The sequence below is a fragment of the Rhodopseudomonas sp. genome, assembly GCF_013377015.1.
GTDB lineage: Bacteria > Pseudomonadota > Alphaproteobacteria > Rhizobiales > Xanthobacteraceae > JARJEH01.
Genome location: NZ_JACABA010000002.1, coordinates 784,614 through 802,854 on the forward strand (window position 1 = coordinate 784,614; position 18,241 = coordinate 802,854).

14 protein-coding genes are annotated in these 18,241 nt (G+C 65.4%); 5 read left to right on the forward strand and 9 right to left on the reverse strand.

Annotated elements, in window-relative coordinates; all coding sequences use genetic code 11:
* Positions 1 to 2: 2 nt before the first annotated feature.
* The 9 genes from HXX15_RS12175 to HXX15_RS12215 all read right to left on the reverse strand — a co-directional run bounded on the left by HXX15_RS12175 (position 3) and on the right by HXX15_RS12215 (position 11,086).
* Positions 3 to 1,994, reverse strand: coding sequence for an acetyl-CoA carboxylase biotin carboxylase subunit (locus tag HXX15_RS12175; RefSeq protein ID WP_296516312.1), 1,992 nt, complete (start codon positions 1,992 to 1,994; stop codon positions 3 to 5).
* Complete coding sequence (locus HXX15_RS12180; RefSeq protein WP_296516313.1) at positions 1,991 to 3,613, reverse strand: carboxyl transferase domain-containing protein; 1,623 nt, start codon at positions 3,611 to 3,613, stop codon at positions 1,991 to 1,993. Before HXX15_RS12180 ends, HXX15_RS12175 begins: the two co-directional genes overlap by 4 nt.
* A gap of 154 nt (positions 3,614 to 3,767) precedes the next feature.
* Positions 3,768 to 5,378, reverse strand: coding sequence for an AMP-binding protein (locus HXX15_RS12185; RefSeq protein WP_296516314.1), 1,611 nt, complete (start codon positions 5,376 to 5,378; stop codon positions 3,768 to 3,770).
* Positions 5,379 to 5,574: 196 nt separating this feature from the next.
* Entirely contained in the window at positions 5,575 to 6,441 is an 867-nt protein-coding gene (locus tag HXX15_RS12190) for a 3-keto-5-aminohexanoate cleavage protein (protein WP_296516315.1), read from the reverse strand.
* A gap of 117 nt (positions 6,442 to 6,558) precedes the next feature.
* Positions 6,559 to 7,383: an AraC family transcriptional regulator gene (locus HXX15_RS12195; protein WP_296516316.1), complete on the reverse strand. Its 825-nt coding sequence runs from the start codon at positions 7,381 to 7,383 to the stop codon at positions 6,559 to 6,561.
* 99 nt (positions 7,384 to 7,482) lie between these two features.
* The gene (locus HXX15_RS12200) at positions 7,483 to 8,133 is read right to left on the reverse strand and encodes a glutathione S-transferase family protein (protein ID WP_296516317.1); all 651 of its coding nucleotides are present in this window, start codon (positions 8,131 to 8,133) and stop codon (positions 7,483 to 7,485) included.
* 95 nt (positions 8,134 to 8,228) lie between these two features.
* The gene (locus HXX15_RS12205; RefSeq protein WP_296516318.1) at positions 8,229 to 9,389 is read right to left on the reverse strand and encodes an acyl-CoA dehydrogenase family protein; all 1,161 of its coding nucleotides are present in this window, start codon (positions 9,387 to 9,389) and stop codon (positions 8,229 to 8,231) included.
* A 151-nt stretch (positions 9,390 to 9,540) separates the two neighbouring features.
* Positions 9,541 to 10,680 (reverse strand): acyl-CoA dehydrogenase family protein, encoded by a 1,140-nt coding sequence (locus HXX15_RS12210; RefSeq protein WP_296516319.1) that lies wholly within the window; start codon positions 10,678 to 10,680, stop codon positions 9,541 to 9,543.
* Between the two features lie 91 nt (positions 10,681 to 10,771).
* Positions 10,772 to 11,086 (reverse strand): c-type cytochrome, encoded by a 315-nt coding sequence (locus HXX15_RS12215; protein WP_296516320.1) that lies wholly within the window; start codon positions 11,084 to 11,086, stop codon positions 10,772 to 10,774.
* 215 nt (positions 11,087 to 11,301) lie between these two features.
* Here HXX15_RS12215 and HXX15_RS12220 point away from each other — a divergent pair, with 215 nt between their 5' ends.
* The 5 genes from HXX15_RS12220 to HXX15_RS12240 all read left to right on the forward strand — a co-directional run bounded on the left by HXX15_RS12220 (position 11,302) and on the right by HXX15_RS12240 (position 18,231).
* The gene (locus HXX15_RS12220; RefSeq protein WP_296516321.1) at positions 11,302 to 13,419 is read left to right on the forward strand and encodes a hybrid sensor histidine kinase/response regulator; all 2,118 of its coding nucleotides are present in this window, start codon (positions 11,302 to 11,304) and stop codon (positions 13,417 to 13,419) included.
* Positions 13,420 to 13,698: 279 nt separating this feature from the next.
* Complete coding sequence (locus HXX15_RS12225; RefSeq protein ID WP_296516322.1) at positions 13,699 to 14,901, forward strand: ABC transporter substrate-binding protein; 1,203 nt, start codon at positions 13,699 to 13,701, stop codon at positions 14,899 to 14,901.
* A gap of 10 nt (positions 14,902 to 14,911) precedes the next feature.
* Positions 14,912 to 16,648 (forward strand): FAD-dependent oxidoreductase, encoded by a 1,737-nt coding sequence (locus HXX15_RS12230; RefSeq protein WP_296516323.1) that lies wholly within the window; start codon positions 14,912 to 14,914, stop codon positions 16,646 to 16,648.
* The gene (locus tag HXX15_RS12235; protein WP_296516324.1) at positions 16,645 to 17,412 is read left to right on the forward strand and encodes a glucose 1-dehydrogenase; all 768 of its coding nucleotides are present in this window, start codon (positions 16,645 to 16,647) and stop codon (positions 17,410 to 17,412) included. Before HXX15_RS12230 ends, HXX15_RS12235 begins: the two co-directional genes overlap by 4 nt.
* A 27-nt stretch (positions 17,413 to 17,439) precedes the next feature.
* Complete coding sequence (locus HXX15_RS12240; RefSeq protein ID WP_296516325.1) at positions 17,440 to 18,231, forward strand: IclR family transcriptional regulator; 792 nt, start codon at positions 17,440 to 17,442, stop codon at positions 18,229 to 18,231.
* Positions 18,232 to 18,241: the final 10 nt, after the last annotated feature.

The following is an 18,241-nucleotide window of genomic DNA, read 5'->3' on the forward strand; positions in this document are numbered from 1 at the left end:
ACTCACGCTGGTTGTGGAACGGCCTCGATCTCGGCGACGATCCGGCCGGTGGTGACCTGCTCGCCCTCCTCGACATCGATCGTGATGATGCCCGAGATCGGCGCGACGTGCACGTGTTCCATCTTCATCGCCTCCAGCGTCAGCACCGGCTGGCCGGCCGTGACGGTGTCGCCGGACTTCACCAGCACCGCGACGACGCGGCCGTTCATCGCCGCGCGCAGCTTGCCGTCGCCGCCGGCCGCGGCGGCGCGGGCCGGCGCCGCACGGGTCAGATTGCGTACCGAATTCTCGATGCCCTGACGCAGCACGTGGAGCTGATCGCCGTCGCGGTGGAAGATCGCGGATTCCGCCAGGCCATTGGCGCGGAAGCGCATGCTGTCCGGGCTGAGGTCATCCAGCTCGAAGCCGAGATCATGGCCGTCGCTGCGGACTAGATAGCTGCCGTCGCGCTCGCGAAACACTTCGCAAACATGCGCGCGGCCATCGATCTCGATCCGCATCGGGGTCGGAAACGTCACCGCCAGCGATCGGCCCTTGCGCCACGACGGCGCGTGGGGGTCGGTCACATAGAGCAGCAAGGCCGCGACAGATGCCGCCGGCACGGGATCCTCGGGTGGGACCGCGGCCAGTTCATCGCGATGCGTCGCGATGAAGGCGGTGGTCGCATGCCCCGCCGCGAAGGTCGGATGCTGCAGGCAAGCGGCAAGAAAGCCGCGGTTGGTGGTGACGCCGAACGCCACGGTCTGCTCCAGGCCGTGGATCAGCCGCCGCCGCGCCTCGTCGCGCGTGGGGCCGTAAGCGACGATCTTGGCGATCATCGAATCGTAGAACGGCGAAATCTCCGAGCCGGATTGCAGCGCGTGTTCGACCCGCAATTCACGAGGCATCCGCCACAGCGCCATGGTGCCGGACTGCGGCATGAAATCTAGACCGGCATCTTCCGAGCACAACCGAACCTCGATCGCATGGCCGCGAAACTCGACGTCGTCCTGTTGCAGCTTGAGCGGCTCGCCGGCCGCGATCCGCAATTGCAGCTCGACCAGGTCGAGCCCGGTGATCGCCTCGGTGACCGGATGCTCGACCTGCAGCCTTGTGTTCATCTCCATGAAATAGAAATGACCCTGCGCGTCGAGCAGGAATTCCAGCGTGCCGGCGCCCTCGTAGCCGATTGCCTTCACCGCCGCCACCGCGACCGTGCCCATCGCTTCGCGCAAGGCTTCCGACACCGCCGGCGACGGCGCCTCCTCGATCAGTTTCTGGTGCCGGCGCTGAACCGAACAATCGCGCTCGCCGAGATGGATGCCGTGGCCGTAGCGATCGCCGAACACCTGGATCTCGATGTGGCGCGGATTGAGGATCGCACGTTCCAGAATCACGGTCGGATCGCCGAACGCGCCCTGCGCCTCCGAGCGTGCGCCGCGCAGCGCCTCGGAGAACGATGCGGCGTCCTGAACCAGCCGCATGCCGCGGCCGCCGCCGCCGGCCACCGCCTTGATCATCACCGGAAAGCCGATCTTGTCGGCTTCGGCCTGCATGATCGCATCGCTCTGGTCGGCGCCCTGATAGCCGGGCACGCAAGGCACGCCGGCCTTCAGCATGATCTCCTTGGCGCCGGCCTTGTTGCCCATCGCCAAGATCGATTCCGCTCGCGGACCGATGAATACCAGTCCGGCATCGCGGCAGGCGGCGGCGAACTCCTCGTTCTCGGCAAGAAAGCCGTAACCCGGATGCACCGCGTCGGCGCCGCTGGTCTTCGCCGCGGCGATGATCGACTCGATTCGCAAATAGGATTGCGACGGCTGCGCCTCGCCGATGCACACCGCCTCGTCGGCCTCGCGCACATGCAGCGCATCGGCGTCGGCGGTGGAATACACCGCTACCACGCCATAGCCGAGCCGGCGCGCGCTGCGCATGATCCGCAACGCGATCTCGCCGCGATTGGCGATCAGGATTTTCGAGAACGGCGTCAATTTCAAACCTGAAGCGGCGATCATGGCCGGGCCACCGAAAACTGCATGCGCTGCGGCGTGCGCGCCTCCGACTCGCGGCAGATCGCCAGCACCTCGGCCAGCAGCGCGCGGGTGTCGCGCGGATCGATCACGCCGTCGTCGAGCATCCGCGCCGAGGTGGCGAACACGTCCATCTGGCCGTTGAACACCGCGGTGATGCCGGCTTTCAACTTGTCGAGCTTGTCCTGTTCGACCGGCGCGCCGCGACGGATCGCGGCCGCCTCGGTGACGATCGCCATGGTCTCGGCGGCCTGCTCGCCGCCCATCACCGCGGTCTTGGCATTTGGCCAGGAGAAGCAGAACCGCGGATGAAAGCCACGCCCGCACATGCCGTAATTGCCGGCGCCGAATGAGGCGCCGCAATAGATCGTGATCTGCGGCACCGTGGCCGAGGTCACCGCCTGGATCATCTTCGAGCCGTGCTTGATCATGCCGGCCTCCTCATAGGCGCGGCCGACCATGTAGCCGGTGGTGTTGTTGAGATACAGGATCGGCGTGCGCGACTGGCAGCAGGCCTGGATGAAATGCGTCGCCTTGTTGGCGCCGGCCGGATCGAGCGGGCCGTTATTGGTGATGATGCCGATCGCCTGACCGGCGATCCTTGCATGGCCGCACACCGTCGCCGGGCCATAATTCGGCGCCATCTCGGTGAAGTCGGAATCGTCGATGATGCGCGCGATCACCTGGCGCATGTCGACCGGCCGCTTGTGGTCCATCGGCATGATGCCGAGCAGCTCTTCCGGATCGTGCCGCGGCGGATGATACGACGCCGGGTCCGGCACTTCGCCCGGCCGGTCCCATTGCAGTCCCGCCATGATATCGCGCGCGATTCGGATCGCGTCGCGGTCGTCCTCGGCCATGTAGTCGCCGAGCCCGGAAATGCTGGTGTGCATCTCCGCGCCGCCGAGTTCTTCCTCGGTGGCGATTTCACCGGTGGCGGCCTTCAACAGCGGCGGACCGGCGAGAAACGCCCGGGTGCGGCCGCGCACCATCACGATGTAATCCGACAATCCGGTCTGGTAGGCGCCGCCCGCGGTGGAGGAGCCGTGGGTCACCGTCACCACCGGCAGGCCCGCCGCCGACAGCCGCGCCAGATTTCGGAAGATGTTGCCGCCGCGAACGAAGTCCTCGACCCGGTAGCGCAACAGATTGGCGCCGGCGCTTTCCACCAGCTGCACGAACGGCAGCTTGTTTTCCAGCGCCATTTCCTGGATCCGCAGCGTCTTGTCGAGCCCGCCCGGCTGCAATGCGCCGGCGTCGATGCCGGAATCATTGGCGCTGATCATGCAGCGCACGCCGGAGACGAATCCGATGCCGCCGATCACGCCGCCGCCCGGCGCGCTCTTGGCTTCCTCCGGCGTGTCAAGCATGTAGCCGGCCAGCGTCGACAGCTCGATGAACGGCGCGCCGGGATCGAGCACCAGCGCCACCCTCTCGCGCGGCAGCAACTGCCCGCGCTTGTGAAAACGCTCGCCCGACTTCGCCGAGGCAGCGCGCGAGCGCTGTTCGAGCGCCCGCATCCGCGTGATTAGCGCCAGCATGCCGACGCGGCTCGCCTTGTAGCTCTCGCTGCCCGGCGCGACGGTGGATTCAATCAGTGCCATGAGTTTCCTTCGTCATTCCGGGGCGCGCGCAGCGACAGCTGCGAGCGAACCCGGAATCTCGCCACGCACGAGGCGCAGCAAACAACCGCAAGATTCCGGGTTCGCTCGCAAGCGCTCGCGCCCCGGAATGACAACCATATTTGCATTTAAATCCTCACGCCGACCTCGCCTGCTCGGTTTCGAAATAGTGCGAGAACTGGTTGCGCAGTTCGACCTTGCGCAGCTTGCCGGTCGCGGTCATCGGCATCTCCTCGACGATCCGGATCAGCTTCGGCACCTGGAAGCCGCCGAGATGTTTCTTGCAGTGTTCGAGAATCCCGGCCTCGGTCGCATCGGCGCCCGGCTTCAGCTTGACGAAGGCGGAGACCGCCTCGCCCCATTGCGGATGCGGCAGGCCGACCACCGCGGCGTTCATCACCGCCGGATGCGCCAGCAGCGTCTCCTCGATCTTCACCGAGGCGACGTTCTCGCCGCCGGACTTGATCATGTCCTTCTTGCGGTCGAGGAACAGCACCTCGCCGTGTTCGTCGATCAGCGCCAGGTCGCCGGTATGGTGCCAGCCGTATTTACGCGCGGCCTCGGTGGCCTCAGGATCCTTGTAATAGCCGAGCATGACGTTGGGCCCGCGATGCACGATCTCCCCGACCTGGCCGGGCGGCAGCAGGTTGCCGGCGTCGTCCATGATTGCGGTCTCGTTGACCAGGTTGGATTCGCCCCAGTAATTGCCGAACCGCGCGAGCTGCCGGTCCGGCTGCGACATCGTGGTCGCCGGATACATCTCGGTCTGGCCGGAGGGCTGCACGAAGGTCGGGCACAGCTCGGCGATCGCGCGCTCCAGCAGCGGCCGCGGCATCGGCGCCATGGTGTAGATGCAGCACCGCAGGCTGGAAAGATCGAACTCCTTGCGACGCGGATGGTCGAGGATCACCTGATACATCAGCGGCAGGCCGATGAAGACTGTGAGCTTGTCGCGCTGGACCGCCTCCATGCAGGCGACCGGATCGAAGCCGCGCATGATCGCCATCTTGCCGCCGACCACGAGATAGCTCAGCAGCAGTACGTGCGCCGCGCAGTGGAACAGCGGGAACTGCCCGGTGATGCCGTCTTGCCGCGTGATATGCAGCTCGATCGCGTTGCTCATCACCGCCATCGTCACCGCGAGGTGGCAGTGCATCGCGCCCTTCGGCCGCGAGGTGGTGCCGGAGGTGTAGATGATCATCGCCAGGTCACGGTCGTCGAACGCGATCTCCGGCTCGATTTCGGACTGGCCCTCGATCAGTTCGCCGAAGCTCTTCAGCCCGGTCTCCGCGGCCTTGCCGGTGAGGTCGATCGCGAGCAACTCGACGCCGCGCGCTTCGAGCGCGGTGCGGCGCTCGGGTTGGGCGTGCAGATTGTCGTCGATCACCGCGAACTTCACCCCGGCGTGGTCGAGGATGTAGCTCATGTCGTCGGGGCCGAGCATGGTGTTGATCGGGACCCAGACGAGGCCGGCGCGGTGAATGCCGAACAGCGCTTTGACGAACTCGACCGAGTTGTTGCAGATCGTCGAGATCTTCTCGCCCGGCTTCAGGCCGCGCGCCACCAGCGCGTTGGCGAAGCGGTTGGCATCGCGCTCGAGCTCGGTATAGGTGACCTGGCGCGCGCCGTCGGTCAGCGCGATCCGGGTCGGGAAGCGCAACGCCGATTTCCGCAGGATATCGCCGATCGCGACCCGGCCGATCCGGCCCGGTCCCGGCACCCCGCCGGTCGCTTCAAGATTGGTCATGTTTGGTCCTCCCTCAAATGTTCGGCAGCTCTGCGGCTGCTTAATTCGCTACCTTCAATCTTGCCACGCCTGGATGCGCCCAAATTCGTCATTGCGAGGAGCTCTTGCGACGAAGCAATCCAGACCTTCTCTTGTGGCTCTGGATTGCTTCGCTTCGCTCGCAATGACGAACTCTCGTCTTCCCACGGCATAGGACTCAGTGCAGCAATCCAAAAATCTGCCGCGCTTCCGCGGGTGACGCGATGTCACGCCCGGCCCGCCTGGCGCAGCCGGCGATCTCCTCGATCAGCTGCCCATTCGACGTCACCTTCTCGCCGCTGGCGAGATAGAAGGTGTCTTCCAGACCTGTGCGCAGATGCCCACCGAGGTCGGCGCAGCGCTGGTGCAGCGGCCAGATTTCGGCGCGCCCGATCGCGGTGACCTGCCAATGCGCGTCCGGCGCCTTTAGCTTCAGCAGGATCGGCAGCAATTCCGGATCGGCCGGCATCCCCGACGCGACGCCCATCACGAAATTGTATTCCAGCGGCCCGGCATACATACCAGTCTGGCGATACATCGCGATGCAGCGCACGATGCCGACGTCAAAACATTCGAATTCCGGAATCGTGCCGGCCTCTTTCATGACGTTAAGATAGTCCTGAATCTTCTCCACGGAATTGTCGAACATCATCGGCGGCCAGGCCCAGCTGTTGTCGGCCTTGACCTTGAGATAGTTCAGCGAGCCGGCGTTGCAGGCGGCCATTTCCGGCTTGGTCTCGCGCACGCAATCGAGCGCGCCGCTATAGTTCGGTCCCGAGACACCGGTGGTGTGGTTGATGATGACCCCGGGACAGGCCTGCCGGATCGCCTGCTGGATTTCGCTGGAGACGCCAACATCCCAGGATGGCAGATGGCCCTTGCCCGGCGCCTGCTGGCGCAAATGGATGTGCATCACGCTGGCGCCGGCGTCGAACGCCGCCTTGGCCTCGCGCGCCATTTCCTCCGGCGTCACCGGGACGTGGTGCTGTTTCGGATCGGTCAGCACGCCGTTCAGCGAGCAGGTAATGACGGCCTTGTCGCCCATGCTTTGTCAACTTTCCGTGTCGAATGGATGCGCGACGCAGGTCGCGGCGCCAGCATGATGCGTGGGCGCGAGTCCTGCTTCTTGCGTCCACGCGCTGCCGACCGTTTCGGCAGGGGGCTATTGCCGACCCTGACGGAGATCGGCGCGTTCAGTTGCCGACGGATCGCTGCGATAGATCGCCAGATCCCGCGAGCCGGAAAAGATCGCGCGCGGCTGCAGGCCGTAGAACCGCCGGATCGAATGGCTGAAATGGGTCGAGTCCGGATAGCCGATATCCTGCGCCAGATGCGCGAGGTTGATGTCCTCGTTGACGAAGTGCAGCAGATGCCGCGCCCGCTTCCAGGCGCGCAAGGCTCGAAACGACACCCCGGTCTCGTCCTTGAACAGGTGCAGGAATCGCGACTGCGACAGGTTGGCCGCGCTGGCGCAGTCGTCGGCGGTGGCCGCGCTGCCAGAGAAATCGTTCAACCGGACGATGGTGCGGGCGATCCGTCGGTCAATCGATCGCGCCGGCAGCGCCTCGCCGAAGAAGATGGTGTCGAATTCGGAGGTAGTGAAGCCGTCACGGCGGCCGCTGTCGAGCAGCGTCATGTAGGCCCGGCGGATCCGTCCGGCGATCACCCCCTCGCCGGCGCCGCCGATTCGGGCGCCGAGCGCCGCCATCGCCGCCGGATCAACGGTCTCCGGTTCGATCACCAGGCAGGCGACCGAGCGGCAGTCGGATTCCACGCTGTGGGTTTGATAGGGCGGCACGAATGCCATCGCGCAGGCCCGCTGCGCTTCGCCATCGATGCTGATGCGCAGCTTGCCCTGCAGCGAGGCGTAAACCGCGAAGCCGCCGAAGTTGCGCTGCCGCGGCCGGCCCAGTAGGCCGCCATAGAACACCCGCTCAGGGCTGATCAGCATCACATGCCCGGAATCCGGACACTCATCGTCGCTCATAAGGCCTCCCGGAGGCGGTGTTTCGCCCGTTGCCGCATCGCTGCGGAGCCCTCTGCGGGGCAGCGCGAGAATACAGCAAAGCCGGACGATGTCACCGGGTCATGCGCGCTTCGGGACGTTCTGCTGCTCGCCGGCGAGGGTTTCCGCCGCCACCGCGCGGCGATAGCCGTCGCGCTGCTGCAGACGCTGCCAGTAGGCTTGAACGTTCGGGCCGAAATCCTTGGCCAGCCCAATGTTTTCCGCGAGCCGCAGTGCGTAGCCGATGACCACGTCGGCGGCGGTGAAGCGCCCGGCGCAGAGCCATTCGGCGTTGGCAGTGGCGGCCTCCACCGCGCGCAGCCGGCCCAGGAACCACTTGGCGTAATCGCCGGCGACCTGCGGATTGCGTCGCTCTTCGGGCTCGAGTTGGCTGTAACGCAATACCAGCGTCTGCGGAAAGGTCAGGGTTGCATCGCTGAAGAACATCCAGTTCAGATAGGCGCCATAGGCGGCCTCCTCGACGCCCACCACCAGCGGCGTCGGCCCGTGCCTGGTACCGAGATAATGGCAGATGCCTGAGGACTCGGTCATCCGGGTGTCGCCGTCGATCATGAACGGGATGGTGCCGAGCGGATTGATCGCAAGATATTCCTTGGCCAGCACCCGCGGCGGAAACGGCAGCATCTTCAGATCGTAAGGAAGACCCTGCTCCTCCAGCATCCACAGCGGCCGGAACGAGCGCGCGGCGTGGCAGTGATACAGCGTGATCATGTGGTTTCCGCTCCCTTGGTTGTTGTTGTCGGCCACCGCGCTCCCTCTCCCCGCCTGGGGAAGCGGGTCGCCAGATCGCGCGCCGAGCAGTCTCGCTACTTCTGCGCCATGCCCGGCAGCGTGCCCATCATCTTGCACAGCACGCCCAGCATCACCTCGTCTGCGCCGCCGCCGATCGAGGCCAGCCGGCTGTCGCGATAGGCGCGGCTCACCGGGGTTTCGTTCATAAAGCCCATGCCACCCCAATATTGCAGGCAGGCGTCGGTGAGTTCGCGCCCCAATCGGCCGGCCTTCAGCTTGGCCATGGTGGCGAGTTTGGTGACGTCCTCGCCGGCGAGCAGCGCCTCGGCTGCGCGGTAGGTCAGCGCGCGCAGCAATTCGACCTCGGTCTGCAATTCAGCGAGCCGGAAATGCACCACCTGATTGTCCAGGATGCTGGCGCCGAATGCCTTGCGGTTACGGGTGTATTCGATGGTCTCGTTGATGGTGCCCTCATGCGCCTTGAGGCAGGCCGCCGCCGCCCACAGCCGCTCCTCCTGGAATTGCAGCATCTGGTAGGTGAAGCCGTGGCCCTCCTCGCCGATCCGGTTGCGCTTCGGCACCCGGACATCGTCGAAGAAGATCTGCGCGGTATCGGAGCTACGCATTCCCATCTTGTCGAGGGTGCGGGCGACCGTGACGCCCTTGGTCTTCATCGGCACCATGATCAGCGACTTGTTGCGATGCTTGGGGCCGTCGCCGGTGTTGGCGAGCAGGCAGATCCAGTCGGCCTGCGCGCCGTTGGTGATCCACATCTTGCCGCCGTTGATGACGTAATCATCGCCGTCGCCGCGGGCGTTGGTCTTGATCGAGGCGACATCGGAGCCGGCGCTGGGCTCTGAGACGCCGATGCAGGCCACCGCATCGCCGGCGATCGCAGGCGCGAGGAATTCCTTGCGCAATTCTTCGGAGCCGAACCGCGCCAATGCCGGCGTCGCCATGTCGGTCTGCACCCCGATCGCCATCGGCACCGCGCCGCAATTGATCGCGCCGAGTTCCTCGGCCATCATCAGCGCGTAAGAGTAGTCGAGCCCCTGCCCGCCATATTCGACCGGCTTGTTGAGGCCGAGAAAGCCGAGCTCGCCAAGCTTCTTGAACAGCTCATGTGCCGGAAAGATTCCCGCCTTCTCCCACTCGTCGACATGCGGGTTGATCTCCGCGGCGATGAATTTCTGCAGGATGCGGCGCGGCTCGTCGTGATCAGTGGTGAACAGCATTCATCAATCCTCTGTCATTCCGGGGCGCGAGCAGCGCTAGCTGCGAGCGAACCCGGAATCTTGCAACAATACTCAGCGCGTACCGCAAGATTCCGGGTTCGCGCGGCCTGCGGCCTCGCGCCCCGGAATGACTTGTGGTGGGCGCTCGAACTCACAATCCCATCTGCCGGCTGGCGAGATCCTTCATGATTTCCTCGCTGCCGCCGCCAATCGCATTGACCTTGACCTCGCGGTAGATCCGCTCGACCTTGATGCCACGCATGTAGCCGGCGCCGCCGAAGATCTGCACCGCCTCGGAGGCGCAGAACGCCATGGTCTGGGTGGCCTGGTTCTTCAGCATGCAGATTTCGGCGACCGGATTTTCGCCCTGGTCCAGCCGCCATGCCAGCATTTCCAGCATCGCCTGCGACGCCGCGACCTTCTGCGCCATGTCGACCAGCTTGTGCCGGATCACCTGGTGCTGCGACAGCGGCTTGCCGAAGGTCTGGCGCTGCTTGGCGTAGTCCATCGCGTCCTCGACACAGACCTGCGCCGCAGCGGTGCAGCCGGCCGCCATGGTCAAACGCTCGTGGTTGAAATTGTGCATGATGATCTTGAAGCCGGCGCCCTCTTCGCCGAGCAGATTGCCGACCGGCACGCGGCACTCGTCGAAATGCAGCGTCGCGGTGTCGGACGACCACCAGCCCATCTTCTTCAGCGCGGTGCGCGTGAGACCCGGCGTATCGCCCTCGATCACCAGCAGGCTGACCCCGCCCGGCCCCGGCCCGCCGGTGCGCACCGCGGTGGTGATATAGTCGGCGCGCATCCCCGAGGTGATGAAAGTTTTCTCGCCGTTGACGACGTAGTGGTCGCCGTCGCGCCGAGCCGTGGTGCGCAGATTGGCGACGTCGGAGCCGCCGGAGGGTTCGGTGATCGCCAACGCGGAAATCTTCTTGCCGGACAGGATTTGCGGCAGCACCCGGGCCTTGAACGCGGGCGTCCCGGCCCGCGCGATCGGCGGCGCGCCGATCGAATTGCTTTTCAGACTGGCGCTGACGCCGCCGGCGCCCGCCCGCGCCAGCTCCTGCACCGCGATGATCCACATGAAGCGGTCGACTTCGGTGCCGCCATACTCCTCGGGGAAGCCGAGGCCGAGCAGGCCGATCGCCGCCGCCTTCTCGTAGAGCTCGCGCGGAAACTCGCCGGCCTCGTCCCATTGATGCGCGAACGGCGCGATTTCCCTGTCGACGAAGCGGCGCACCATGTCGCGAAAGGCGTCATGCTCGGCCGTGTAGAACGGGCTCTTGGTCAATGTTGCACCTGCCAGCTGCTGTGGCCGCAGGATGCCGGGAAAGCCAGAGTCCAACTTGCGTTAAGTGGCTGATTCGACCTTGGCGTTAGCGCTACGGCCGTTTCTGCAGCGCGATGAAGGAGGCGAGATTCTTGGTTTCTTCGCGGCTCAGCGCCATGTTGGACATTTTCGGATGCGGCTCGAGCAGGAAGGTGGCGAGCTTGTCCTCGTCGAAATTTGGCCTGGTGGCGATCGACGAGAATGACGGCGCGATGTCGGTTCCCTTGCTCTGATCGCCCGAAACAACGTGGCAGCCGGTGCACCAGCGCTTCGCCAGCGTTTCACCGTTGTCCGGATCGGCCGCCAGCACTGTTTGGCTTGCGCCGGCAAGCAGCAGCAGTGACAGGCCGAATGTCAGAACACGCATGGGGGATCCTTATCGTGGCGGGCGCATGGCGGCGTAGCGGCCGCGCGTGCGGGTTGGTCGATGTTGGTTTACTGCAACCGCCCGGCACGCGATAGTCGGTATTGTGCCCCATTTGCCGGGCCAGGTACCGCGGTTCCACGGCCCCCGTCGATTCCCCTTCGGCGAAAAATACTCTATAGCCAATCCATGGACAGAGATCCGGCCCGACCGCAACGATGCTGACCGCGCAGCGCGATTCGATCCGGTTACTGCGCGCCATCCTGGTGGCAGCGGTGGTGTTGCCGATCGCACTGTTTTGCTTCACCTCCTGGCTGGCCTACCACAACGGCCAGGCCAATGCCGATCGGCAGATCGACCAGACCCGCGACATCATCACCGAACACGCGCTCAAGGTGTTCGAATCGGTCGAGCGCAGCATGGCGGAGATCAACGAGGTCGTCCTCGACCTGTCCGACGCCGAGATCGCGGGTCAAGAGGCGGCGCTGCACGAGCGCTTCAAGCGGCTCGCGCGGGGGGCCGATCAGATCAAATCGCTGTGGGTGTTCGACAGGCACGGCAAGGCGCTGGTCAACAGCCTGAGTTTCCCCTCGCCCAATATCGATTTCTCCGACCGCGATTACTTCAAGGCCCATGTCGCCGGCGACATCGGCACCTATATCGGCGAGATTTTGCGACCGCGGGCTCCGTTCGGTGGGGCAGCATTCTTCGGGGTCAGCCGGCGGCGCACGTCGCCGGATGGCAGCTTCGTCGGGGTGATCCAGGCCTCGCTGCTGCCGGACTATTTCGTCGGCTTCTACAGCAAGATTAGCGGCGAGGCAGGCGGCTACGCCGCGCTATTCCGCGACGACGGCGCCATCCTGGCGCGGGTCCCGGCGCTCGGAGATAACGTCGCGATCGACCCCGATGGCAGTCTGTTCAAACTGTTCCAGGCGCAACCGCAGGAAGGCACCACCACCACCGGTTCGCGGCTCGATGGCGTCGATCGGAAAGTCGCCTATCGCAAGCTGCCAGGGCTTCCAGTCTACGTGATGTCCGGTCTGGAGACGCGCGTGATTCGGGCGCGATGGCTGAAACAGGTCGGCAGCTACCTGATCTTTGGCCTGCCAGCGACCGCAGCGCTGATCTCGATCGTGGTGCTGGCGCTGGCGAGAACCCGCAAGCTCTACGAGGAAGCCGGCCGCAGGCAGGTCGCGGAGGACGCGCTGCGGCAGTCACAACGGCTCGAAGCGCTCGGCCGCCTCACCGGTGGCGTGGCCCATGATTTCAACAACCTGCTGATGGTGGTCGGCGGCTCGGCGCAAAAACTGCGGCGGCGGCACAACGATCCGCAGGATCAGCGCTGCCTCGACATGATCGATTCTGCCGTCGCCAAAGGCACCGGCCTGACCCGCCAACTGCTGTCGTTCTCCCGACGCCACAGCGTCTCGGCCAAGGTCGTCGATCTCGGCGCCAGCGTCGCCAAATTCAGTGACGTGATGCGGCAGTCGGTGCGCAGCAATATCGCCATTGTGATCGACCAGCCGGCGCGGCTGGTCGCGGTCCGGATCGATCCGAACGAGTTCGAGATCGCGCTGCTCAATCTCACCCTGAATGCGCGCGACGCGATGCCGGACGGCGGCCGGATCGACATTTCGGTTCGGACCGAAGCGCTCAAGAACCATGGACCGAGCCGGCTGACCGGCGAATACGCCGTCCTCACCTTCGCCGACACCGGGACCGGAATTCCCGATGACATCCGCGAGCGGATCTTCGAGCCGTTCTTCACCACCAAGACGGTCGACCGCGGTACCGGTCTCGGTCTCAGCCAGATCTATGGGTTTGTTCAGCAGTCGCACGGCACCATCACGGTCGACAGCAAGGTCGGGCGCGGCACCACCTTCGAGCTGTTTCTGCCGCGATCGGCGGAACAGCCGCTGCCCGATGCCGAGGAAATCGAGACGCCGCCGCCGCAGGTGACCAAGCCCACGACCCTGCTGCTGGTGGAGGATCATCCGGACGTCTCCGCGGTCGCCGCCGACTATGCCGAACAATGCGGCTACGACGTGCTGCATGCCAACTCCGCCGAGGCCGCGATCGAGCTGCTGAAGCAGCGGCGCGATATCGGCCTGGTGTTTTCCGACATCGTAATGCCGGGGATGAGCGGGCTCGAACTGGGCCGGCTGATCCGCCAACATTATCCCGACATGCCGGTGGTGCTGGCGTCGGGCTACAGCGACCGCACCGCCACCGCGTTACGCGAGGGCTTCCCGCTGCTGCAAAAGCCCTACACCCTGGAAGCGCTACGCGCATCGCTGTTGCAGGCGATCCGCGCCAATCAGGTGAAGCAGCACTGAGGCGTCGCGACCGTCCCGAACGCGGCGCGCCTCCGCTGCTTGCTAAGTCTCTCCAGACAATCGTGGATTTTGGCAACGCCAGGCCGGCTGAACGCGATTCGGCGGCGTCGCCTGGCGCGAAATCGCGTCGCGCCGCGACTGGTCGGAACCAGGCGGCGGAACCGCCGCGTCGCGCCGATTTGACATTGACATGCAATTTCGCAATTAACTAACTGGTCGATAACGACCACATTAACGGATTCCGGCACCAACGACGGAACCAATCAGGGAGAGAACCGCATGAAAAGGCAGCTTTTGGCCTGCGTCGTCCTTGCCGCGATGACATCGGCCGCATCCGCACAGATTTCAGACGACGTCGTGCGCATTGGCGTGCTGACCGACCTGTCGAGCTGGGGACGCGACAACAGCGGTCCCGGCTCGGTCGAGGCGGCGAAGATGGCGGTCGAGGAATTCGGACCCACCGTGCTTGGCAAGCCGATCGAGATCATCAGCGCCGACCATCAGATGAAGGTCGATGTCGGCACCCAGCTCGCGCGCGGCTGGTTCGACAATGGCAAGGTCGATGCCGTGGTCGATATTCCGAATTCCGGAATCGCCATTGCGGTTCATAATCTGGCCCGCGACCGCAACAAGATCGCGCTGTTGTCCGGCCCGGGAGCCAGTTCGCTGACCGATGACCTGTGCAGCCCAAACACGGTGCACTTCACCTACGACACCTACGCGCTGTCCAAGGTGACGGCCTCCGCGGTGATCCAGGGCGGCGGCAAGTCCTGGTACTTCATCACCGCGGATTATGCCTTCGGCCATCAGCTCGAACAGGATGCCACCCGCTTCATCAAGGAGATGGGTGGGACGGTGCTGGGCGGCGTGCGCCACCCGACCAATACCCCCGACTTTTCCTCCTTCGCGCTGCAGGCGCAGAACTCCAAGGCCGATGTCGTTGCCTTCGCCAATGCCGGACAGGACACCGACAACGCGATCAAGCAATCCGGCGAATTCGGCCTGGTCAAGGGCGGACAGAAGCTTGTTGGCCTCTTGATGTTCGACACCGACGTTCACGCGATCGGGTTGCAGGGCGCGCAAGGCACCTATCTGACCACGGCCTCGTACTGGAACATGGACGACAAGACGCGCGCCTGGTCGCGGAAGTTCTTCGCCAGCCAAAACGTGATGCCCACCATGATCCAGACCGGCGTCTATGGGTCTGTGCTGCACTATCTCAAGGCAATCAAGGCCGCCGGCACCGACGATCCGGCGAAGGTGATGGCGAAAATGCGCGAACTGCCGATCGAGGACACCTTCGTGCATGGCGGCAAGCTGCGCGAGGACGGCCGTGTGATCCGCGACATGTATCTCGCCCGGGTGAAGAAGCCCTCGGAGTCCAAGGAGCCCTGGGACTATCTGGAGATCGTCAAGACCGTGAAGGGTGAAGACGCCTTCCGGCCGGTCTCGGAATCCAAATGCCCGCTGTTGAAGAAGTGAGAACCAGCTGATGGCCGCGGCGGTGAACGATGACAAGAACGTCGGTTATGATTGCGACGTGCTCGTCGTCGGCTCCGGCGCGGCCGGCATGTCGGCCGCGGTCACCGCGGGCCACGCCGGCCTCAAGGTGCTGATCGTCGAGAAGGAACCGCGCTTTGGCGGCACCACCGCGCGATCCGGCGGCTGGCTCTGGATTCCGGGCACCTCGCTGGCGCGGGCCTGGGGAATTGTCGAAACGCCGGACCTGGCCCGGACCTATCTGCGGCACGAGGCCGGCAACAGCTTCGATGCCGCGCGCGTCGACGCGTTTCTCACTGCCGGCCCCGAGGCGGTGGATTTCTTCACCACGAAGACGGCGGTGCGGTTCGATATGCCGCTGGTATTTCCCGATTACCATGCGGAAGCGCCCGGCGGCACCCAGGGCGGCCGTTCGATGGTCGCGCGGCCTTTCGACGGACGCGAGCTCGGCGCGCATATCCGGGATCTCGGCGCGCCGCTGCCGGAATTGACCCTGTTCGGAATGATGCTCGGATCCGGCAAGGAGATCATCCATTTCATGCGCGCGACCCGATCGCTGACGTCGGCGATCTATGTGGCCAAGCGGCTGTCGCGGCATCTGATGGACGTGCTGCGCCATGGCCGCGGCATGAACCTGACCAATGGCAATGCGCTCGCCGGCCGGCTGGCGAAATCGGCCTTCGACCTCGACATCCCGCTGTGGCTGTCATCCCCGGTGCGCGAACTGATCGTCGAAGACGGCGCGGTGCGCGGCGCCATCGTCGAACACGACGGCCGCGCGATGCGCGTCCATGCGCGACGCGGCGTCGTTCTGGCCTGCGGCGGCTTCCCGCATGACGTGGCGCGGCGCAAGGCGATGTTCCCGCATGCGCCGACCGGCACCGAGCACACCTCACCGGGACCGACCGGCAATACCGGCGACGGCCTGCGCCTGGCCGAATCCGTCGGCGGTTACGTCGACGATACGTTGCCGAACGCCGCGGCCTGGGTCCCGGTGTCGGTGACCCGCCGCAAGGATGGTAGCAGCGGCGTGATGCCGCACTTCATCGACCGCGCCAAGCCCGGCGTGATCGCGGTGATGCGCGACGGTGCCCGCTTCGCCAATGAGGGCAACTCCTATCACGACTTCGTCCAGCAGATGGTGAAGGCGGCGAAACCGAACCAGGAGATCGCCTCCTTTCTGCTTTGCGACCACCGGACCTTGCGCAAATACGGGCTCGGCTGCGTGCCGCCCTATCCGATGCCGATCGGCTACGATCTGAGTTCCGGTTACCTGATGCGCGGCGAAACCCTCGCGGCACTCGCGGCGCAAGCCGGCATCGATGCCAAGGGGCTGGAGACCACGGTCGCGCAATTCAACGCGCTGGCGGTCGACGGCCGCGACCCGGCATTCGGCAAGGGTTCGTGCGCCTACAATAGATATCAGGGCGACGCGCTACACGCGCCGAACCCGTGCGTCGGCCCGATCGAACAGGGGCCGTTCTACGCGATCAAGATGGTGATCGGCGATCTCGGCACCTATGCGGGGATCGCAACCGATGAACAAGCCCGCGCGCTCGACACCAAGGGCCAAGTCATCGAAGGGCTGTACGCCGCCGGCAACGATATGACCAGCATCATGGGCGGCAACTATCCCGGCGCCGGGATCACGCTGGGACCGGCGCTGACCTTCGGCTATATCGCGGGCCGGCACATTTCGGGCCGCGCGCCCGCGCCGACCGACCGATGACCGCGCCGCAGCGCGATCTGCTGGCCGGCAGGCTAGCGCTGGTCACCGGCGCCGGCCAAGGCAACGGCTGCGCCATCGCGATCGGCCTGGCCGAGCATGGCGCCGATGTCGTCGTCACCGATATCGATCCTGAGGCCGCCGACTGCACTGCGCAGCAGGTGCGCGCCGCCGGCCGCAACGGCTGGCATTTTCAGCTCGACGTCACCGATGCCGCCGCCTGCGCGGCGCTGGCGCAGACGCTGCTGCGCGACGTCGGCGCGGTCGGCATTCTGGTCAACAATGCCGGCATCATCATCCGCGAGACTATCGATTCGCCAAACGCCCACGCCAACTGGCGCCACGTGCTCGACGTCAATCTCAACGGCGTGTTCAATGTAACGCATGCATTGCTGCCGGCCCTGCGGCAAACTCGCGGCACCATCATCAACGTCGGCTCGATCGCGTCGTTCGTCGGCGTCGGCGATACGCTCGGCTATGCGCCCTCCAAGGGCGGCGTCAAGCTGCTGACCCAGGCGCTGGCCCGCGATCTGGCGCGCGACGGCATCCGGGTCAACGCCATCGCCCCCGGCGTGATTGAAACCGCGATGACGGAATCGACCCGCAACGATCCGGCGCGGCTCGCCGGATTCATCGGACGAACGCCGCTCGGCCGGGTCGGGCAGCCGGACGAATTGGTCGGGCCGGTCGTCTTTCTCGCATCCGATATGGCGTCTTACGTCAATGGCGTTACCCTGCCCGTCGACGGTGGCTTTCTCGCCGTGTGACAGCGGCGCCGGCGCAGGGAATCAGTGATGATCAAGCAAAGCCGCGGCATCCAGTCGATCGAAGTGGGCGGCCAGTTGCTGCGCGCGTTGGCGCGGGCCGGCGAACCGATGATGCTGCGCGATCTCGCGCGGGAATCCGGCATGGCGCCGGCCAAGGCGCATCCCTATCTCGTCAGCTTTTCGCGGCTCGGGCTGATCGAACAGGACAAGGCCACCGGCCGCTACGAATTCGGTCCGTTAGCGCTCGAGCTCGGTGTCGTCAGCCTGCGCCGTCTGTCGGCGGTGCGTGTGGCCACGCCGCAGATCGCAGCGCTCGCGGGCGAGATCGATCTTGCGGTCTCGCTCGCGATCTGGGGCACCCACGGTCCGACCATCGTCAGGCTCGAGGAGCCGAGCCACCAGGTGCATATCGTAATGCGGGTCGGCTCGGTGGTGGCGATGCTGGGAACCGCGACCGGCCGTGTCTTTTCGGCTTTTCTTCCGCAGAAGGTGACGATCGCCGCACTCGACGCCGGCCTCGATCGGCACGGCGTCGGCTATGATCGCAAGCTGTCGATCCGCACGGCCAAGGTCGCCAGGATGCTGGCCGATGTGCGCCGACGCGGCCTGGCACGCGCCATCGGCGATCCGCTTCCGGGAATCAATGCGTTCGCAGCCCCGGTGTTCGATCACGCCGGCAGCATCGTGCTGGTGGTGACGGTGATGGGACCGGTCGGCACATTCGACATCGGCTGGGATAGCCCGATCGCGAAGGCGCTGCTCGCATGCACCGGCGCGGTGTCGCGGCGACTCGGATTCCAGGCGCCGGACCAGCCGTAACGAGCACCCG